General features: G+C 34.9%; 10 protein-coding genes. 8 read left to right on the forward strand and 2 right to left on the reverse strand.

Annotated elements, in window-relative coordinates; translation table 11 throughout:
- Positions 1-198 precede the first annotated feature (198 nt).
- From HGP29_RS19710 to HGP29_RS19730, 5 genes are all read left to right on the forward strand, one after another.
- Positions 199-2,580, forward strand: coding sequence for a hypothetical protein (locus HGP29_RS19710; RefSeq protein ID WP_168884145.1), 2,382 nt, complete (start codon positions 199-201; stop codon positions 2,578-2,580).
- A gap of 248 nt (positions 2,581-2,828) precedes the next feature.
- The gene (locus HGP29_RS19715; RefSeq protein ID WP_168884146.1) at positions 2,829-4,235 is read left to right on the forward strand and encodes a sulfatase; all 1,407 of its coding nucleotides are present in this window, start codon (positions 2,829-2,831) and stop codon (positions 4,233-4,235) included.
- A 271-nt stretch (positions 4,236-4,506) separates the two neighbouring features.
- On the forward strand, positions 4,507-7,539 hold the full coding sequence (locus tag HGP29_RS19720; RefSeq protein ID WP_168884147.1) for a glycoside hydrolase family 2 TIM barrel-domain containing protein: 3,033 nt from the start codon (positions 4,507-4,509) through the stop codon (positions 7,537-7,539).
- A gap of 74 nt (positions 7,540-7,613) precedes the next feature.
- Positions 7,614-8,858, forward strand: a complete 1,245-nt coding sequence (locus tag HGP29_RS19725) for a glycoside hydrolase family protein (protein ID WP_168884148.1) — start codon at positions 7,614-7,616, stop codon at positions 8,856-8,858.
- Between the two features lie 167 nt (positions 8,859-9,025).
- Positions 9,026-10,549 (forward strand): T9SS type A sorting domain-containing protein, encoded by a 1,524-nt coding sequence (locus HGP29_RS19730; protein ID WP_168884149.1) that lies wholly within the window; start codon positions 9,026-9,028, stop codon positions 10,547-10,549.
- Between the two features lie 79 nt (positions 10,550-10,628).
- On the opposite strand, the gene HGP29_RS19735 is transcribed toward HGP29_RS19730, so the two are convergent.
- Together HGP29_RS19735 and HGP29_RS19740 are read right to left on the reverse strand one after the other, a co-directional pair.
- Entirely contained in the window at positions 10,629-11,489 is an 861-nt protein-coding gene (locus HGP29_RS19735) for a sialate O-acetylesterase (RefSeq protein WP_168884150.1), read from the reverse strand.
- A 129-nt stretch (positions 11,490-11,618) separates the two neighbouring features.
- Entirely contained in the window at positions 11,619-13,094 is a 1,476-nt protein-coding gene (locus tag HGP29_RS19740; protein WP_168884151.1) for an arylsulfatase, read from the reverse strand.
- 430 nt (positions 13,095-13,524) lie between these two features.
- On the opposite strand from HGP29_RS19740, the gene HGP29_RS19745 reads away from it, so the two are divergent.
- The 3 genes from HGP29_RS19745 (at position 13,525) to HGP29_RS19755 (ending at position 21,405) form a co-directional block, all read left to right on the forward strand.
- Entirely contained in the window at positions 13,525-15,018 is a 1,494-nt protein-coding gene (locus HGP29_RS19745; RefSeq protein ID WP_168884152.1) for a sulfatase family protein, read from the forward strand.
- 162 nt (positions 15,019-15,180) lie between these two features.
- A complete protein-coding gene (locus HGP29_RS19750; RefSeq protein ID WP_168884153.1) occupies positions 15,181-19,287 on the forward strand; it encodes a hybrid sensor histidine kinase/response regulator transcription factor in 4,107 nt (1,368 codons plus the stop codon).
- Between the two features lie 249 nt (positions 19,288-19,536).
- Positions 19,537-21,405, forward strand: a complete 1,869-nt coding sequence (locus tag HGP29_RS19755; RefSeq protein WP_168884154.1) for a right-handed parallel beta-helix repeat-containing protein — start codon at positions 19,537-19,539, stop codon at positions 21,403-21,405.
- Positions 21,406-21,408: the final 3 nt, after the last annotated feature.

Raw genomic sequence — 21,408 nt, forward strand, 5'->3', positions numbered from 1 at the left:
TTTTATATAACATCTAAATAAATGATCACTTTTTAGTGAGAACTGATGTGTTGTGTTGCTGTATATCCATAAATACACAAAGTGTACACCTAGGCACAGGAAAGGTTTCTATTTCGACCAATTTTGATTCAACCAAATGAAAAATGCGAACTATACTTTTTCGTATGAAATGAATTTTAAACGCAAAACATCAACGAAATGAAACAATTCAGGCTATCACTTTTTATCCTATCCTGCTTATTCTTTTTTGTGGGTTGTACAAAAGAAGATCAAGAACAAGTAGAAGATCTTATACCAGAACTATCTCCTGTATATGAAGTGTATCAAGGGGAAGAAAAAATAATGACAGTAACACTTGAAGATATTCTAAACCCAACAGAACAAGAGGATTGGGAAGTGATCCAACTGGTGTATGGTGATACATTAACCTTTAAAGATGTTACGACTGAAGGTGACCCAACAGGCAGATCTTGGGCACTAAATGGTAATGGAGATGGAGTAACATCTACTGAAAATGAAGTTTCCGTTATTTATAATGTAGAAGGAGAATATGCAGCCGGTGAGGTGACTTTTATTAGAGAAGGAAGTGATTATCCTGATGCATCAATCCAGACAGAAATTCCATTAAAAGTAAGTGTTGTAGTACCTGAATTATTACCGGCATTTAAGGTAATGTTGGGTGAAACAGTGGTTTATGAACTAAAAGAAGGAGAGACTATTCCAGAAAACAAAGAGGAATGGGCAACTGTTGAATTCGAACAAGGAGGAGAATTATCATTCATCAATACAACGAATGGAGATCTTTATACTTCAACATATTGGTTGATGGAAGGAGCCGAAGAAGACTCTACAAAAGGAAACGAAGCTATGATTCAATTTAATACAGCTGGAGAATATGCTGATCATCAGATTGTCATAGAAAGAAAAGAAGGCATGTATCCTGATTTAACGGTGAATGTGATAGTTCCTGTAGTGGTAAAAGTGACTGAACCTGTAGAAGAAGGACCAGCACCATTAACTGCAGGAGTGAAAGTATACCTTTCAACGGATCTAGAAAACGCTATCTATACTATTGACGCTGGAAATGAGGGGAGTAGTGAAAAAATTGCTATTGAAAATGGAACTTCATTAGTATTTATGGCTGAAGTAGAAGAAGGTATTGAGTTACTTTGGGCAGTAAATAACGGTAGTGAGCAAACATCTTCAGCATCTTCTTTTGAAGTAGCTTTTGAAGAAGATAACGCATCACTAACACCACACACATTAACACTGTCAAAAGAAGGCCATGATACTGAAGAAGTTGAAATACCTTTGACAATTGAAGTATTTACAACGGAAGATTTACAAGTAGCTTTCACAGTATATAAAAATGAAGACATGTCTAATGCTGTACATTCATTGGCTTTGGGAGAGGAAGAGGTAGCGAATGTATTAGAGTTGGAAGAAGGCGATAAGTTAACTTTTGTAGACCAATCAGCCGGAGAAGCAACAAGCAGAACTTGGACAATTAATAATGGAGTGGAAAATGTAACATCTCAAGAAGCAACGTTTGAAGTGGAATATTCGGCCGCTGGTTCAGATTTTGGAATTGCTTTGATGTTAGAAAGAAAGGATCATGAAAAGTATGAAGATGCAACATTAGATTTTACTTCTTTGGCAAAGGTCAATGTGGCTGAGGTTCAAAATGAGGCAACTGAAAAACAAGGTAAAATTATGGATAATGGGTCGGGAGTGATTTACTTCGAAACAACTCATGAAATTGCGGCCTTTACTTCTTCAGAGGTGGTCAATGATTTTACAATCTCTATTGAAAACATCGAAGCAAATTATTCGAATGCATCAGCAACAATTTCAGAGGTGAAAGTAGCTGATAATAATAACAAAATGATAGAAATCTATCTAGTCGAAAACTTCTATAACTCAGATGATATTACGGTCGCTTATTCTGGTAATAAGATTCAATCGGTATTGGATGTACCACTATCTACTTTTGATGCAGAACAAGTAGAGATGAATGGAGTGATGTCTTATCTAGACGAAGAAATGTCGGATTTTGAATTAATCAAATCTGATGAAGAACCATTGTCTCCACTAGGTTGGTTTATTAGCTTGAAAAACCCTAAAGAGGGTGAGTCTATTGAGAGAGTAACGACAAATTCATCTAAAGGAAATGCGAGTATGCACTTTAAGTTTGACCTAAGTAGCTCGAGCAATAGAGCACACAAATTCAGTACTTCAAAAAATGTCTTTAATTTCTCTGTTGAAGAAGGTGAGTACGAAATTTCAATTGATATTTTTGTGCCTCAGGCAACTAGTGCTTTGGATATTATCCGTACAAACATCTCAACAAATGATGATGCCGTAGACCAGGATGTATATGTAAATGTTCCATGGGACCTAAGTGAATATCCTCAAATGAAATACGGCGAATGGGTAACGTTACGTCAAAGAATTACCATGAAGAAAATTATTTATGGTGCCATCAATATGAATTTCAAAGAAGGTGATATGAAATTAGATGGTCTTCATGATTTCTACATGGATAACATTCAGATTAGAAAAGTAGAAGCTAGACAATAGTTTATTTATATAGTTTACAATAATTGAAACCTCGTCACTATGTAGTGATGGGGTTTTATTTTTTATAAGGATTGATCTAGAATAAGATCATTCAATTATTTTTGTGATGGGGAGTTTTTCTATATAGCAGCATCAAAAAGAAGTGTTTTCTATCAAAATAGACCTAGAGACACACTATTTAGATGCAAGTATACATCGCATAAGACCATATAGACGATTTTTGTAAAGTGAAATAAACTGAAATGGCAATGAAAAAATTCAAATTACTTTTACTTCTAATCGTAGGAGCAATGTCAACAGCATTTGCTCAAGATAGACCCAACATTGTACTCTTGTTTGTAGACGATTATGGGTGGTCAGACATTGGTTACAGAAATGAATCCTTCTTAACTCCAAACTTAGATCAATTTAAAAATGAGAGTTTAGAGTTTACGAGAGCCTATATACCGACGCCAACTTGTAGTCCAAGTAGAGCTTCTATGCTAACGGGTAAAGAAGCTGCTCGTATTCAAATGCCTCGTCATATTGGTCATGAAATGCCTGATGGCAGCAATACAAAAGAATTTGGTTTATGGTCTACAGATCCCGCACAGCGTGGGTCAAGAAACTGGCTTCCGTTGGAAGAAGTGACTTACGCTGAAAAATTAAAAGAATTGGGGTATTACAACGTATTTTTAGGGAAGTGGCATTTGGGACATGAACCTTATCACCCAATTCATCAAGGGTTCGATGAACAAATTGGAGTGAGTAACTTTGGTCACCCAAAGAGCTATTATGCACCATTTTTCAAAGACAAGAATGCATATCAAGAATTTAATGATCAAAAGGATGTGTATTTAACCGAGGTGATGACAGACACAGCTGTTCATTTTCTTGAGAATTACGATAAGCCACAACCTTTTATGATGACTTTATGGTATTATACCGTTCATGGTCCTCATATTGGTAAGAAAGAATTGGTACAGAAATATGTAGACCAAGGAATGTCGCAAAAGTATGCTGAATACCATGCCATGGTAGAAAGTATGGACCAATCAGTAGGTACTATTTTAAAAACACTTAAGCGTTTAAAAATGGACGAGAATACTGTGGTGATTGTGACTTCAGACCAAGGTAGTTTCTTTGAAAATACACCTTTAGCTGGCGGTAAAAGATACAATACTTTAGGAGAAGGTGGAGCTAGAGTACCTATGTTGATCAAACATCCAGCTTTAACTAAAGGAGGCAGTGAGTGTGCTACACCCATCCAAACAATTGATATTTTCCCGACAGTAATGGAGATCGCTTCTGGTAAGACTTATAAAGATGATAACATTCAGGGCAAGAGTTTAATGCCTGCTCTGAAGGGTAAGAAAATGAAGAAGAGAAATCTTTATTTCATGAGATCTTACGAAGATCAATATGCTGCAATAATGCAAGACAACTGGAAATTGGTGAAATACCATTCAGGAAAATTCGAACTTTTTAATGTAGTGGATGACATTTCTGAAGAGAAAAATATGATTGATGTGGAAATCAAAAGGGCATCAAAGATGAAACAAGAATTATTGAATTGGGAAAATGAAGTATATGCTGGGTGGAAAGAGGTAACACCACAAAATAGCCATTACTTCAAAATCAATAAGAAGAAAACAAATCGTAAAGACATTAAATAATTTCAGACAACAATCTTATACAGTATTAGTTACTTTTGTTATTGAGGTGATAGGTTTTTCTATCACCTCTTTTTTGTTGATTTCAATCGCAAAAAAGGGAAAGTCACAGATTTAGAAACTGTCTCATTGCGTGTTTCAATCCTTATGAAATTGGTTGTTAATATTCAGAAATACAGCTGTTTAACTTTGTAGGTACACATTATATACACACAGGTGCATGTTTTCGTGTGGAGAGTTCGACTTTTGGGTATCATTTAAAAATGAAATTCAAATGAAATATTTACTTATTATCGGGTTACTTTTTTCGACCCTACAATTATCAGCACAGCAGAGACTAAACTTTAATAAAGACTGGAAGTTTAAACTAGACGATCATAGTGGAGCTGAAAAGTTAAACTATAATGATAAAGATTGGAGAGACTTAAACTTACCTCACGATTGGAGTATTGAAGGAGAGTACGATAAAGACCATCCTATGGGAGGACAGTGTGGCTATCTTCCTGCGGGTATAGGTTGGTATAGAAAAACAATCAATGTACCAGAAGAATGGAAAGGTAAAGCAGTTCGTATTGCTTTTGATGGTGTTTTTATGAACAGTACAGTATGGGCTAATGGTAGGAAATTAGGAAATAGACCTTATGGTTGGATTTCATTTGAATATGATATTACAGAAGAGGTAGATCAATCAAATACGATCACATTTGCTGTACGCGTCGATAATAATGCTCAGCCTTCAGCAAGATGGTATACAGGGTCGGGTATTTATGCGAACACATGGATTGACATTAAGGAAAAAGTAAATATTCCTACTGATGGAATTTTTATTAGAACGGAGAAAAATGTCGTTAAAATAGAAACTGAGGTGAAGAACGAAGGCCGAAAAAAGGCAAAAGGTACTTTAACCACAGAAATTGTTGATCAGAATGGAAAAGTAGTTGCAACTACTACACAAAAATTTGCTCTTGAATCAGAAAATCAAAAGCTTTTAGAACAACAGCTAATCATTGAGAATCCTCAATTATGGTCTACGTCTACACCGAACTTATATAAGTTAGTATCTAGAATCGATGCGAAGAATATTCATGAGACCTATACTACCCGATTTGGTGTTAGAGATGTAGAATGGAAACCAGAAACAGGAGTTTGGATTAATGGTGAAAATGTAAAACTTCAAGGAGTTTGTAACCATCAAGATGCCGGAGCGTTGGGAGCTGCAGTTCCAGATAAAATACTCCGTTTTCGTTTAGAACAACTCCAAAAAATGGGTGTAAATGCTATACGAACAGCACATAATCCTCAAACTCCACAATTCTATGATATGTGTGATGAAATGGGACTAATCGTAATGGATGAAATTTATGATGGATGGCATAAAAAAGCACTAAATGATTATGGAGCACATTTCTTTGATAAATGGTGGGATAGAGATCTTACGGATTGGATTAAGAGAGATAGAAACCATCCTTCAATAATTATCTATTCGGTGGGTAATGAAACCAGAGGAGATGAAGCGGCAAAGGCTTTAGTAGAAAGATGTCATGAATTAGATAGCACTAGACCAGTTACTTCAGGACACTCAGGATCTGATTACATGGATGTATTTGGTGTAAATGGACATAGTGAAAGGAAGGGATTCTTTGACCACTTAAAGAAAGATCGCGTATTTATTGGTACAGAAAATACACATACCTTCCAAGTACGTGGATTCTATAGAACAAAAACATGGTATAGAGACGGTTACCCAAGTGTGCGTCATCAACCTTATGAATATCCTGATTTAACAGACGAAGAAGTTTTTACTTTTGACTGGACAACTTCTGCGAATAAAGCCAACTATAAGCAACTATTTAATTCAAGTTATGACAATGCTATGGTACGTCTGACTTCTCGTCAAAATATTGAGCAATTACGCGATATGCCTAATTATGCAGGTTCTTTCCGTTGGACTGGTTATGACTATATCGGTGAAGCAACATTTGTACATGGAGGCTGGCCTTTCAAATCCTTTATGGGAGGAGCAATTGATATGGCCAATTTTGAAAAAGACTTGTATTACCTCTATCAATCACAATGGACAGAAGAACCAATGGTTCATATTCTTCCTCATTGGACACATCCATTATTGGAAAAAGGGACTGAGATTCCTGTTTGGGTATATTCAAATTGTGATGAAGTGGAGTTATTCTTTAATGGTCAATCACTTGGTAAACAAAAACCAGGATTATCATGGGATAAAATGCAATGCCAATGGATGGTAGGCTATCAAGAAGGTACATTAAAAGCGGTAGGATACAAAAACAATAAAATCGTTTCTGAAGAAACAATTGCAACGGCAGATCAGCCATCAAAAATTAAACTGTCTATTGATGGTAAACCATTAAGTAATTCAAAAGAGGATATCGTTCAGTTAAGAATTACAACTACAGATGACAAAGGGGAATTTTATCCATATGGAGAAAACAGAAACTTCTTTAAAGTTCTTGGTGCTGGGCAAGTAAAAGCATTGGACAATGGTAGTCCTGTAGATGTAGAAAAACATTATTTAGCTACTGATAGAATTGGGTTTTATGGATTGACAAGAGCTTACATAGAATCTTTAGATGAGACAGGTGACGTAAATGTTATCGTTGGTGCTATACTTGGTGAAAAGAGATTATGGACATCTAAAAAAGTGAGTATAGACGTCCAAAAGATGACCTTAATAGGAGCTCCGGTTGATGGTGATTTTACCATTTATTATACTCTTGATGGACAAGAACCGACAACGGCATCTACAAAATATACAACAGCTTTTGACATAGAACTGGGAACCACAGTGAAGGCATTAGTGCTATTCAATAATACAGAGGTACTTCGTATGTATGAAAGATTTGCAGAGGATGAAGGTTTCGAAATGGACCCTGTTGTAACGGCTGCAAACCTTGGAGGAGACCAGGCAGAAGATGCCGCCTTTGATCAAGTAACAATCTCTGCTGAAGGAGCTAATTTTAACGGTGATGGCTATATCGATTTCGGAAAAAATCAAGGGGGCTATATCGAATGGTACCAAGAGAATGACGGAAGCGAAGGCGTATATACCTTAAAAATTAGGTACTCGGCTTCTAAAAAAGACATGCAAGAACACAAAGTATTATTGACAATCAATGGAGAGAGTCAAGAATTAATACTTCATGCTGTAGACAAATATAGAAGTGATTGGAACGAATATGAAGTGAATGTAACGTTGCAATCAGGAGCAAATACCATTCGTCTTACAACCCTTCATGCTAACGGTTTATGTGTAGACGAACTTAAGGCCATTTAATTTTTAAACTTATTACGTTGAATTGAATCACTTTTCGTTGCTCAATTCAATGAAATCCAATAAATTTTCGTGAAATGAAAAAACTTATCGTAACATTAGGTGCTTTATTGGTAAGCGCTAGTATGACTTATGCTCAAAAAGAGAGCGATTTTTACAAAGACAAAATCAAGCAAGTGTCTAAAACTGTTGACCTAGTGAAAGACTATAAGGTAAACAACAAAGACAATCAAGATGATAGTGACAAACTTCAGAAAGCGATTGATGACATGACCTCTTTAAAAAATGGAGGGCGTATCAACATCGGTGCTGGAACATATTATTTTGGTAGTATTGAGGTAAAATCAAATGTACATATTGTGATTTCAAAAGATGCCTTGATCTATCCTGTAGCTCCGGAAAAGAAAAACAAAAACTACGGCATTTTTGATTTCGGAACGAATGGTAATTATGTAGAAAACCTTAGTGTAAGAGGGGATAAAGGCCAATATACTGTAGATGTTAGTAAAGCAGAAAATAAGAGAGTAAGGGTATTTAGCATGAACAATGCCCATAACTTTTTAATTGCGGATATGAACTGTATTGATGACAACTCAAGGTTCTCGTCTATTACTATGGGCTATGCAAAGTACAATGGTAAATATGTGATGTCTGACAATGGTGTGGTTAAAAATTGTAGAATAGAAAAAGCACACTATGGTTATGGGTTAGTACAATCACAAGCCTTAAAAAATGTATTCTTCAAAGATCTTTGGGGCGATGGTGGTGTAACGCTTCGTTTAGAAACTGGCTTAAAGAAAATGAACAATGCCCAAACTGGCGGTAATCATGACATCTATGCGAAGAATATATATTGCCAAAATGGAAATGCCAGTGTGATGATCTCTCCACATGCGATTAAAAATGGACATGTAGAAGTAGACGGAGTCGAAGCCGTAAACACTGGATTTGCAGTAAGGATTGACAAAGGATATGCGAGCAAAGACCAGAAAAAGCTAAACCTTAAGCCAGGTTATTATGCCAATACTTCAATCGTTAAAAATGTAAAGGCCACTTATGGCGATAATGCACAAGTAAAGCCTAAGCACTTTAAATACATTACTTGTTATGCAAAACCATTAATCCATTCAAAACCTCACCCAGACGGTGAGAGTTATCCAGCACCTTCTGTTGCAGCTATTCTTTACAGAGCAGATGGAAATGCAGATAATGCCAATGGTTATTACAAAGTAGAAATTTCTAATGTAGAAGCCATCGGTTTCCCTTACCAAAAGAAAGCAGTCATCAATGAAAGTGATGAAGTAGTTAACTGCGAACAGTAATCAGAATTAGATAAATATAGAAGAATCACCTCTTGTAAAAAGGGGGTGATTTTTCATCACATCCAAGCATTTGTGGTAGGCAATCAAGCACTAAAAAAAGTGTCGGAATGATTGCCCTTGGAAGCATATGCACTATAAACAATTACTTACCTTAAATTTTAAATGAAATGAAACGAATTTTACTTACAACATGTGTAGTCTTATTCTCATGGGCGACACTTTCTGCACAAAACGAAAGCGACTTCTATACTGAAAAACTCAACACTGTAGATCGAACAGTAGACCTTGTAGTGGATTACAACGTAGACAACACAGACACCGGAGATGATAGTGAAAAACTACAACAAGCTATCGATGATTTAACGGTACTAGAAAATGGAGGAAGAATTAATATTCCTGGTGGAGAATATTTCTTAAAGGACATTCAGATAAAGTCTAATATCCACATTGTCATCCACAAGAATGCAACGATATACCCAACTGATCCAGGTGACGATAAAAACTTCGGAATTTTTAATATCGGGAAGGATGGAGAATATACCGAGAATGTGAGTATACGTGGTAAAAGTGGTCAATATACCATTGATGTTAGTACTTCAAGAAATACCAATGTAAGGGTATTCTCATTATTTAATACTCAGAATTTTTTACTGTCTGATGCAAGTGTGATAGATGACAATACTAAATTTTCTGCAATCATGATGGGCTATTCAGAATACAATGGCGAGTATGTGATGTCTGAAAACGGTGTGGTAAGAAATTGTAGAATAGAAAAAGCACATTATGGCTATGGGCTAGTGCAATCTCAAGCATTAAGACATGTATTCTTTAAAGATATTTGGGGTGACGGTGGTGTAACTTTACGTCTTGAAACGGGCTTAAATAAAATGAATGAGTTACAAATTGGTGGTAACCATGATATATACGCTAACAATGTGTACTGTGAAAATGGAAATGCCAGTGTGATGATCTCTCCACATGCGATTAAAAATGGACATGTTGAGATTGATGGAGTAGAAGCTGTAAATACAGGATTTGCTGTACGAATTGATAAAGGGTATGTTACCAAAGAGCAAGATTCTTTAGGAATTACACCGGGTTATTATGCAAACACATGTATTGTAAAGAATGTAAAAGGAACTTATGGAACTACTGCTCAAGTGAAATCAAAACATTTTGGTTACTTACCTTGTCAGGAGAGAGAGCTAATTGGAACAGAATACAATAAAGATGGTGAGAGTTACCCTGCTCCAGCAGTTGCTGCAGTATTGTACCGTGGAGGTAATGGCAATAATGCTGAGGGGTATTATACCGTAGATATTTCGTCAGTAGAAGCCATTGATTTCAAATATCAGGAAGCGATTATTGTCGAGGAAACTTGGATTGATGACTGTTCTCAAGTACCTGTTGATCCAACTAATCCTCCCGTTGATGGTGAGCCAACATCAAAAGAAGATCTATTGAATTTAGGTTATCAAGTTTATCCAAACCCAAGTGATGGAGTTTTCAATGTGAAAGGAACTACCATTAATGATGCTTCTACTATTGTGATTTATAATCTACAAGGGCAAGAAGTAACACCTGTTTTACTCAGAAGATTCCAACGTATTAAAGTGGATATAACAGCTTATCCTTCTGGATTATATATGGTTAATGTAGATGGAAATAGTTTTAGAATATTGAAAAATTAAAAATCCATTGATCGAATAAAAAAGGCCATACATTATATTTTATAGTGTATGGCCTTTTTTGTTAGACAACCATCTATGATTAATAATGACTATTCTGAATTAATATATCACCAAAGGCAGTTCCTAGTTTTTTCTGGCCTTGTGTATTGTAATGTACATTGTCACCTCTCTTAGGGAAATCATCCCAATCTTTATTCATAGATGTATTTATCATAAAAATATTTTGATCATTCTGCGCAATATGTGCCATTTGCTGACGAACAACCTCAGTGCCATCAGGAAATTTTGTTCTTGGAGGGCAATTGATCTGTCCGAAAATAAAAGGCATTTTCTCATGATTAAATGTCTGTCGATAACTCTTTATCAATAATTGGAAATTCTCTCCATAAGCAGTGGCTGTGGTTTCCAATCGAGAGTCTTTTTCTCCTTGCATCCAACACATTCCCATAAGCACAGGTGTTTTTCCATCAGACTTAATTCTTTCCAACGTTTTATTGATTGTTTCTACATGTCTAGAATACAATTTCATTTGTTGTCGTTTATCGTCAATTTCTCCAATCTTTGCTTTTTCATAAGACCATTCCGGATTCCAAGCACCATAAAGTGAAGTACCTCCTTTTGCTTCTTTGATAAAAAAGAACTTACGATCTGGATATTTCTCATGGAGTAAGATACCTGCAAATAGCTCAGGCCCAAAGTTAGTTTGTCGTTTATCTGCTCTTATATAAGAAAGTGGAACAGGTTGTTTTTCCCCATTAATGATGGAAATATATTTTGAAGCTTCTTCGACTTTTTGTTTGTCTTCTTGACTTAAACTTTGGTATTGGCCTCTCCCTGCCATATTGGATTGTCCAGCAAATAAAACGATATAGATCTTATCATCCTGACCAAAAGAGAGAAAGTGTAAAGCAAATAGGGTTGTAAATAATAGAAATCGCATTATTTCATTGTTAAAAAAGGGTATCACAAAATACCACTTAGTATGAATGGTTTTAATAGATCATTGAGTAATGATCCATAACATCATAACGAAGCATATATTTTATGATACCCTAGAGTAATCATCAAATTATTTAGAATCTTGTTTCCCTTTAAATAGAGGGAACATTTCGGAGTTAGTTCTAGCAGTCTTCATAATGCCTGCAATTTCTTTTACTACTTCAGGATTCTCTTTACTTACATCAGTAGATTCTTCTGGATCATTGACAATATTGTAAAGTTCTATAGAAGAATTTCCATTATTCACTTTGTATCTAACGCCTTTCCAATCGCCTAATCGTACAGCTTGACGACCGCCTTTAAGGTTTAATTCCCAATAAAGGTATGGGTGCTGTTCTTGTTCTCCTTTACCAATCATTGTTGGATAAAATGAGATGCCGTCCACATCGAAACGATCTCCTTTTCCTACAATATCTGCGAAAGTGGGTAAGATATCCCAGAATGCAGAAACATGGTCAGTAGTTGATCCAGCTTTAATCTTACCAGGCCACTTAATAATAAATGGTGTACGTACTCCACCTTCATATAAATCTCTTTTGATCCCTCTTAGATTTCCACCACTATTAAAGAAAGTAGGGTCGGCTCCACCGGCTTTATGTGGCCCATTATCACTGGCAAACATAATTATTGTCTCATCAGCAATTCCTAATTCTTCTACTTTAGCAACGATTTGCCCTACATAATTATCTAATCGGTTGATCATTGAAGCAAAAGCAGCATGAGGAATTTCTTGTGAACAATACATGTGTTTCTGAATATTTGGACCATAATCAGATGTATATTTATTGTCTACTGTATACGCCGTTTCTGGATATTTACCCTTGTATTTAGCTAAGATTGAATCTTCTGGAGAGATTAATTCTGCATGAGGTAGAATAAAAGGAACATATGCGAAAAATGTATTGTCTTTATTATTCTCGATAAAGTCTAATGTTGCTTCTTGAATAACATCGGGTGCGTAAGTTACCGTATTTGTCCAATCATTACCTTCTAAGAACACTTTTTGGTCATTATGCCAGATATATTCAGGGTAATATCTATGAGCAGCCGCTTGACATACATACCCAAAGAACTCATCGAATCCTTGTTTATTAGGGTCACCTTCATGATTTACAAAACCAAGTCCCCATTTACCAAAGGCACCAGTAACATATCCTTCTTCTTTTAATAGTTCGGCAATCGTAAACGAAGCTGCAGGTAATGAAACTTGGCCTTCCCCTTCAATTTCTTTGTTACCACGAATAGGAGTGTGCCCTGTATGTTGTCCTGTCATTAAAGATGATCGGGAAGGAGCACAAACTGCAGAACCGCAATAGTGTTGTGTAAACTTTAAACCAGATTCTGCTAATGCATCAATGTTGGGAGTAGTAAATTTTGTTTGACCATAACTACTTAAATCTCCATACCCTAAATCATCTGCAAGGATATATATGATGTTTGGTTTCTTTTCTTGTTGTGCTGTTGATTTACTTTTAGATGAAGAGGCACACCCTACACTAAGTATCAACAGTACAAATGAATACAAGTAATTTCTTATGTTCTTCATTTCTCTACTTATTGAATATTGAACGTTGCTTTTAAATAATCCGTGTGAAAGAATTTACCTCTGTTTGAAAGAGGTAATGTAAATAAAAAACACCTAGAGTTAAAAGCTGTATGTTATGGTTAGCTAAATGTATGCGATAGTTCATCTGAATTTGAAGGTACAATTTTTTTCAAATTTATGGTCAAAAATCAACCTTTTAACCTCTATTTGAATCGAAAATTTCATAGTGAAATAAAAAGATAGAAGGGTGTGTCTTACCATAAAGTTAATTACTGATGAATACAAAAATAGATAGGTAAGTTGTTGTAAATGAATTGACTGTACGCAGAGATACAACTTAAAAATACGGAGAGACAAACGAGTGAAAATCACTTCTGATATTGCTTTTACGTACGATTATGAGCTATATATGTTATAATTTTTTATAAGTATGAAATACTATCTACATCAAATAATAATATCTAGTATCTTTAGATACTTGAGTACCGTTTTCTGTTTATTATTACTTACACTACCTGCTTGTCACACTACTAAAAATAGTGTAAGTCAACAGGCTGAAAAAAGGCCTAATATAATACTGTTCGTCTCAGATGATCATGGAAAAGATGCATTGGGATGTTATGGGAATCCAGTGGTTCAAACTCCCAACTTAGATCAATTAGCCAGTGAAGGGACTATTTTTAATAACGCTTATTGTACCAGTGCTAGTTGTGCAGCGAGTAGATCGGTAATGCTTACAGGAAAATTTGGGCATGCCACAGGATCATATGGACATACGCATGATTATCATCACTTTAGTACATATGATACCGTTAGTTCTTTACCGCTAATCATGGAAGAGCATGGGTATTATACTGCTCGAATAGGCAAATATCATTTAGCACCAGAGAAGGTATTTCATTTTCAAAATGTGATTAAAGCCAATCAGAGAAATACTGTAGAGATGGCGGATAAATGTAAAGAAGTATTTGAAAAAGAAGCTCCATTTTTCTTGTACTTCTGTACAGGAGACCCACACAGAGGGCAACCAACTGGACCGAATTGGGATGATCCAAATAGTTTTGGGAATAGAAAGAAAGGGTATAAAGGCGTAAAAGAAATTACCTACTCACCTGAAGAAGTTTTAGTCCCAAGCTTTATTTCAGACACACAAGAAGCGAGAGAAGAGTTAGCACAATACTATCAGAGTGTATCAAGAGTAGATACTGGTTTTGGTTTACTTATGGAACACTTAAAAGCTTCGGGTAAAATGGAGAATACGATTGTAATTTATATTTCTGACAATGGAATTGCATTCCCTGGAGCAAAGACGACCTTATATGAGCCAGGAATGAACTTACCTTGTATTATTAAGAACCCTTTACTTGATCACCAAGAGAAGGAAAATAATAGCTTTATCTCTTGGGTCGACCTGACGCCAACGATCTTAGACTGGGCAAATATCAACTTTGAACCTAAAGAATTTCATGGTACTTCTTTTACAGGAGTAGTAGATGGAACGGAAAAGGAAGATAGAGATGAAATCTATGCTTCTCATACATTCCATGAGATTACCATGTATTACCCAATGAGAGTGGTAAGACATGAAAATTACAAATTGATTCTAAATATTGCTTCGGGCTTAGAATATCCTTTTGCATCAGACCTCTGGGTCTCTTCCACTTGGCAAGAAAGATACCGTTCGGGAGCGAAATATTATGGTAAAAGAACGGTCGAAGATTATCTGCATCATGCAGAGTTCGAATTATACGATTTAGAAAAAGATCCTGATGAAGTAAACAATCTAGTCGATAGTAAAGAGCATCAGGGAGTATTAGTGAAAATGAAGAAGAAGTTAAAAGACTTCCAGCAAGACACTCAAGATCCTTGGAAAATTTTTTGGGAGAAAGATTACAGTTTACAAGGAACAGGATTGGACTTGTAAAGAGAAATGATTTCGTGATGTGTGACTACTAACAAAGAATGTTCTTATTTAAATTCAATATAATAAGACATGTAAGTAAAAAACCTTATTTTTACATGCGTACTAACAGAATAAGAACATTCTTCTTTAAATTTTTTGAGATACTATTAACCGACTTTGTTGATGAAAAGAATTATTACGAAAATAGTATTACTACTTGTTGGATTTTTTCTACCCCTTATAAGTAGTGCACAAGACGAATATTTTGAAAGAGGAATATTAAATGCCTATTCAATGCCTCAAGGGTTATCTCACTATGGTGTTACTTCACTATTAGAGGATCAAAACGGATTACTTTGGGTAGGTACATTTGATGGATTAAATAGTTATGATGGTTTTGAGTTTAAGACCTTCAGAAATATCAAGAACTTGAATAGTAACCGTATACGTTCTCTATTTCAAGATGAATACAACAATATTTGGATTGGTACAGATCATGGTGTGAGTATCTATAATTATACTACACAAAAGTTTGAAAGTATCTACCTTTCTCAAACAAAGAAAGGAGTTAAAATAGGACCAATTGTTAGGCAGATCTCAAAGTATAAAGGGTATATCTTGTGTACCACAGAAGAAGAAGGATTGCTCTTTTTTGATCCAAAAACGTATAAGTTAAAAAACAATATTACCCTAAGTGAAAGCACAATTGCTTATAAAACTGAGCCATTAGACAAGCATAACCTATTAGTTGCTACTTCTAAGGGTTTGTATATTGTTAATTACCCAAATAGAACAAAAACAAGAGTCAATGGAGCTAACATTGATAAATACATCGATTTAGTAAAGTATAATGAGCATAGGTACTACAGTATAGCCAACAATGGTATCGTTATCCTAGATCATAATAAGGGGGATATAACATTGAATCATATTTTGAACCGTCAGAAGTTTCAAACGATTCATGTCGACTCTTCTAAAAATATATGGTTAGGACATAAAGAATTAGGTCTATATAAAACAAACAAGGAAGAGTTAGATCAAAAAACAAAAAAAGATATATTGGAGAAAGAGGCATACCCTATCTACAGGGTTAGTACGATGTCTTCAAATGATAAAGGAGACTTTTGGGTAGGATCATTTAGAAAAGGTTTATACCATTTACCTACAAAAAAATATAACTTCAAATACTCCAACCTTAAGACAAATAATCAATCTGGCGAATGGTCTAATCACGTATTAAACCTTCAAAAATGGACAGATACCAATGTTCTAATCAACGTTCATTTTAGAGGAATCCTAAATTTTAATACAGAAACGAATAGTATAGAACCATTACCTCCACACATCAAAAACTTAGCAGGAAAAGCAAATACTTTACTTTTGATGGATGATAAAGGAGGACAGTTTGTAAAGCTACAAGGAAAAACATCTAGAAACTTCTATTACAGTAAAGCCCTAAATAAGTGGGTTCCTCTGATAAGTAAGCTAGACCCTTCATTTGCAAATGCTAAAATGAGAGGGGTAATGCTAGATAAGTTTGGTTATCATTGGGTGGCATGTAGTGAAGGATTATACCGTTTACGTCTTACAAAATATGGTAAAATCGAAGACATACAATTTATGGATCAGCATCAAGGTTTTTCTTCTAAAAGTATAAAAGAAGTGAGATGCATCTATGAAGATCCCAAATACAATTATATCTGGATAGGAACAAAAAGAGATGGGTTAATTCGAATCAATAACAACCCGAAACGTACGTTGAAAAATATGAGGAAATCTCAATTTGTTCATGACCCCGATAACAAATATTCTATTTCCAGTAATTATGTGGCTTGTATCCAAAGATTAGATAATGGTGAGTTATGGATTGGTACAGAAGAAGGCGGTATTTGTTTAGTAGAGAACTCTCAGTTGGCTTGTGTTTTTAAATCTTTTATGGAAAAGGATGGACTGGATAATAATATTGTAAAAAGTATTCTACCAGATAAAGAAAAAAGACTTTGGATTACGACAAATAAAGGTTTAAATGCTTTTGATCTCACTTCTAGAAAGTTTAGAAATTATACCATTAGTGATGGAGTGCCTATTTCTCCATTCGAGCCATCAGCAACAATTTTGAAAAATGATGAATTGATTTTTGCTGGTGGTAATGGATTACTTTACTTTGACCCATCTCAAATTCAGGAAGAAGATCAAATGCCGAATCTATTATTGGGTGACTTTAAATTATTCAATAAGAAAGTGAATGTTTTAGACACTCTAGATGATCATGTAATCTTACCAAAGGCATTAAATGAAACTGAAAAGATTGACTTGAATTATGATCAAAATATCTTCTCATTAGAGGTGATTTCATTGCACTATTCCGATAAAAAGGGAAACTTAATTCGTTATAGAATGTTGCCTCAAGAACAAGAATGGGTGACAACACCATCTGAAATAAAAGTAGCCAGTTTTAATGGGTTGCCTCCTGGAAAATATACTTTTGAAGCTGCCGTTTCAAATTCTAAAAAAGCATGGTCACCATCAAAAACTATTGAGATTACTATTCATCCTCCTATATGGAAAACGACGGTTGCTTATATCTTATATTTTGTCTTGTTTGTAACGATTTTGTTTGTAGTTATCCGTTTTATCTTAAAGATGAATAAGATTGAACATGATTTACAAATAGAGCAAATGGACAAAGAAAGAATTGATGAGTTGAATAAAACTAGAACAAGAATGTTCATGAACATCGCTCATGAATTTAGAACACCATTAACGCTAATCTCGGGACCACTACAAGTACTTATTAAGATTTTTGAATCGAATAATGATGCGTATAAGCATCTGAGCCTAATTGAAAGTCAATCTAAAAAGATGTTCCAATTGGTCAATCAAGTACAGGATTTTCAAAAAGCAGAGCAAAGTCTACTTAAATTAAAGATGACTTCTTTCGAATTCACTTCTTTAATTTCTGAAGTGAAAAAAGGATTTAATCAACTGGCAGAACATACAGAGAGAAAATTTGTAGTCAACGGAGATGCGAATCAGTTATTTGTGGTAGCAGATCGACAAAAATTAGAAATTGTCCTTAACAACTTACTGAATAATGCCTTTAAATTCACAAAATCGGGAGATACGATTACCTTGAACTATGGAGTCGAAAACGACAAATTAGTATTCTCTGTAAGTGATACGGGTGTTGGGATTAAAGCAAAGGACTTACCATATGTTTTTGAGAGGTATTATCAATCAGAAGATGTAAATACCGCCACAGTAGGTTCGGGTATTGGATTGGCTTTTTCTAAGAGAATCGTTGAGTTACATTACGGTACTATTGGTGTAGAAAGTAAGGTGAAAGAAGGAACTCAGTTTAATGTTATCCTTCCTGTTGAAATTAGTTTGGAAGACACTTTTAATGAAGAGCGTCTTCAAGAAATTTTAAACATGGAGTCTGATGATGAGAAACAAAGAATCTTACCAAAAGGCATCGAACTTCCAGAGAGTTTAAAAGATGACTCATTAAAAGAATTAAATGTGTATTACGTTGAAGACAACGATGACTTAAGAGATTTTGTTCATTCGTCTTTATCGGAATATTTTAATGTGAAATCTTTTGTGAACGGTAGACAGTGTAAGGAAGCTGTAGAAAACGAATGGCCCGACTTGATAATTAGTGATATTCTGATGCCGGAATTAAATGGTTTAGAGCTTTGTAAAGGCATCAAAGCAGATATTCGTACAAGTCATATTCCTGTCATTCTACTTACTTCTAGGTCATCTGTAGATGATCAAGTATCTGGTTTTGAAAGTGGTGCGGATGCTTACATCAGTAAGCCATTCGATTTGAAACAACTGATTGCTACAGCACAAATGCTATTAAAAAATAGACGTCAGTTAAGAGAGAGGTTTAGAATCGATTTCCCTGTAGAAGTAGAGAAAAAGAATAATAATAAGAGCGAAAGAGTCTTTATGGAAAAACTCTATGCGTTGATGGAAAAACACCTTGATGATGAAGAATTAGATATCAATATCTTTATTAAGGAATTGCATTTAAATCGTACACACTTCTACCAAAAAGTGAAAACAATTACGAACCATACTCCTTATGAGTTATTGAAACTTTATCGTCTTAAAAAAGCAGCTGAAATGTTGGTCAATGAAAAGCTGACGGTTTCTGAAGTTTATCTCCGCACAGGATTTAAAAGTAGAACACATTTTAGTAGAATGTTTAAAGAACATTACGGTATAACACCGGGTAAATATGGAAAAGAACAGGCTGTTGAAGTAGAAGAAACAGCTTAATATATTTAGGCTACATCAAAATTTTGGTGTAGCCTTTTTTGTTTAAATACTATTGTAAATCAGTGTTTTGTATGCTATGACACACTAGATTTACTACTGCATACTATTGTTTCTTACCAATCATACACTTTTGTTCTGTGAAAGAATTATTACCGATCTAACAACTATTACCTTCTAACTATGGAATAAGGGAAAAATGGATCAGGTGCAATTAATGAGACTACTAAAACAAAGAATTTTAAAAAGACAATGAAGAAATTAATATTTATCTTTTCTCTCTTGGTTTCTTTTTCTGGTTTTTGTGATAAACCAGGTGAGGTGATCCAAGTAAAGAAAACTGCTGCAATAACAGAAGATGCCACTCCTTATGTATTAAAAAAGATACTAGAAAATAAAGAGGCAAAAGGAATTAAATTTGAGAAAGGAACCTATCATTTCTATCCAGATAAAGGCTTAACGAAGTTTGTATATATCTCAAACCATAAAGATGTTTTTGTTAACCTTGCTTTCCCAATTGATGGATTTAAAGATTTTACCATTGACGGACAAGGGTCTACTTTTATCTTTCATGGTAAAATGATTCCTTTTTTAGTCGATAATAGCGAAAACGTTTCTATTAAAAATGTAACAATAGATTGGGCAATGGCTTTTCATAGTGAAGGGGAAATAATCGCACACAATACAGAAGAACATTCTTTTGATGTTCGCTTTGGAGACGAATACCCTTATGAAATCCGAAATGGAGACATTTACTTTATCAAAGAATATTACGAGCATGATTTAGGGCAAACGATTATCTACGATAAACAAAGAAGAGCGATTGCTTATAACGACAAGAAATTCAGCCCGATTGCGACTTCTCAAAAATCGACTGTTCAACACGGTATTGACCAAGTTAAATACAAGTATAAAGTAGATAAAAGTGACCTTACTCTTCGAAAAGTAGGTACAGAAAGTCGTCTCAACTTAAAACAAGTGGCTCCAGGTGTGGTTAGGTTCTACAATCATAAAAAACAACTACCGCCAATTGGTACTATCCTTTCTACTAAGGGGCAACAAGGAGAAAATAGAGTCGCTCCAGGTATAAGAGTTAACAACACCAATAATTTTCATTTAACGGACGTTACTATTCACCATGCAGGTGGTATGGGACTGTTAGTAGAAAACTCTGAAGATATTTACATTGACAGATTAAAAATCACTCCATCGGGTGATAGAATGGTGTCAACAACGGCCGATGCTACGCACTTTGTGGGATGTAGAGGTTTTATCAAGATGACTAATTCTCTATTAGAAAATCAGTTGGATGATTGTGTGAATATCCACGGTGCTTACCAAGAAGTGGTAGAACAACTGGGAGAGAAGAAGTTAGGTATTAGAATGGGACATCACCAACAAGAAGGCTATGTGATTGGTAAAAAAGGAGATACTATTGGGTTTGTAAAAATTGATGAATCATTTACCCCTTTTGATAAGTTGACTATTGAGTCTATTGAGAGGGTCAACCAGCGTTACCAAGTGATCACATTTAAAGAGAAAATTCCTAAAGAGGTCGTACAGGGTGATTATATCGAAAATATCTCTGCTTATCCTGAAGTACTTCTAGAAAACAATAAATTCCAAGGGAATAGAGCTAGAGGCGTTTTGTTATCTACTCCTAAAAAAGCAATTGTAAGAAACAATTATTTCCACTCTGAGATGGAGGCGATTTTCTTACCAGTTGAAAGCTCAAAATGGTATGAATCAGGGGCTACATCAAATTTATTGATTGAAGGGAACACATTTGATAACTGTAATTTTGGAGGAACAAGTAGAGGAATTATCCGTCTTGTTACTGATGAGGATAATGAAAGTATTGCGTTTAATGACATCACAATTCGAAAGAATATTTTTAAAATGTTCGATAACCTAGTACTTGAAGCAAGCAATACTGATGAACTAAAATTTGAAGAAAATACCATTCTTTCAAGTGATAGGTTTCCTCAATTATATCCTGAAAACCCTGCCTTTATTTTACGTTCATCAAAAAATGTGACGTTTAAAAATAATGATTTCCAAGGAAAGGCGACAAAGATGATGGAGAGTGATAAGAGTACTATTAATGTTGATTTTCAATAAGTA

Origin of the sequence: Flammeovirga agarivorans (assembly GCF_012641475.1) — a bacterium.
Lineage (GTDB): Bacteria > Bacteroidota > Bacteroidia > Cytophagales > Flammeovirgaceae > Flammeovirga > Flammeovirga agarivorans.

Bases quoted from the DNA above. Each gene is read 5' to 3' on its own strand.
- HGP29_RS19710 (WP_168884145.1), top strand. From the start codon at position 199: ATGAAACAATTCAGGCTATCACTTTTTATCCTATCCTGCTTATTCTTT.
- HGP29_RS19715 (WP_168884146.1), top strand. From the start codon at position 2,829: ATGAAAAAATTCAAATTACTTTTACTTCTAATCGTAGGAGCAATGTCA.
- HGP29_RS19720 (WP_168884147.1), top strand. From the start codon at position 4,507: ATGAAATATTTACTTATTATCGGGTTACTTTTTTCGACCCTACAATTA.
- HGP29_RS19725 (WP_168884148.1), top strand. From the start codon at position 7,614: ATGAAAAAACTTATCGTAACATTAGGTGCTTTATTGGTAAGCGCTAGT.
- HGP29_RS19730 (WP_168884149.1), top strand. From the start codon at position 9,026: ATGAAACGAATTTTACTTACAACATGTGTAGTCTTATTCTCATGGGCG.
- HGP29_RS19735 (WP_168884150.1), bottom strand. From the start codon at position 11,489: ATGCGATTTCTATTATTTACAACCCTATTTGCTTTACACTTTCTCTCT.
- HGP29_RS19740 (WP_168884151.1), bottom strand. From the start codon at position 13,094: ATGAAGAACATAAGAAATTACTTGTATTCATTTGTACTGTTGATACTT.
- HGP29_RS19745 (WP_168884152.1), top strand. From the start codon at position 13,525: ATGAAATACTATCTACATCAAATAATAATATCTAGTATCTTTAGATAC.
- HGP29_RS19750 (WP_168884153.1), top strand. From the start codon at position 15,181: ATGAAAAGAATTATTACGAAAATAGTATTACTACTTGTTGGATTTTTT.
- HGP29_RS19755 (WP_168884154.1), top strand. From the start codon at position 19,537: ATGAAGAAATTAATATTTATCTTTTCTCTCTTGGTTTCTTTTTCTGGT.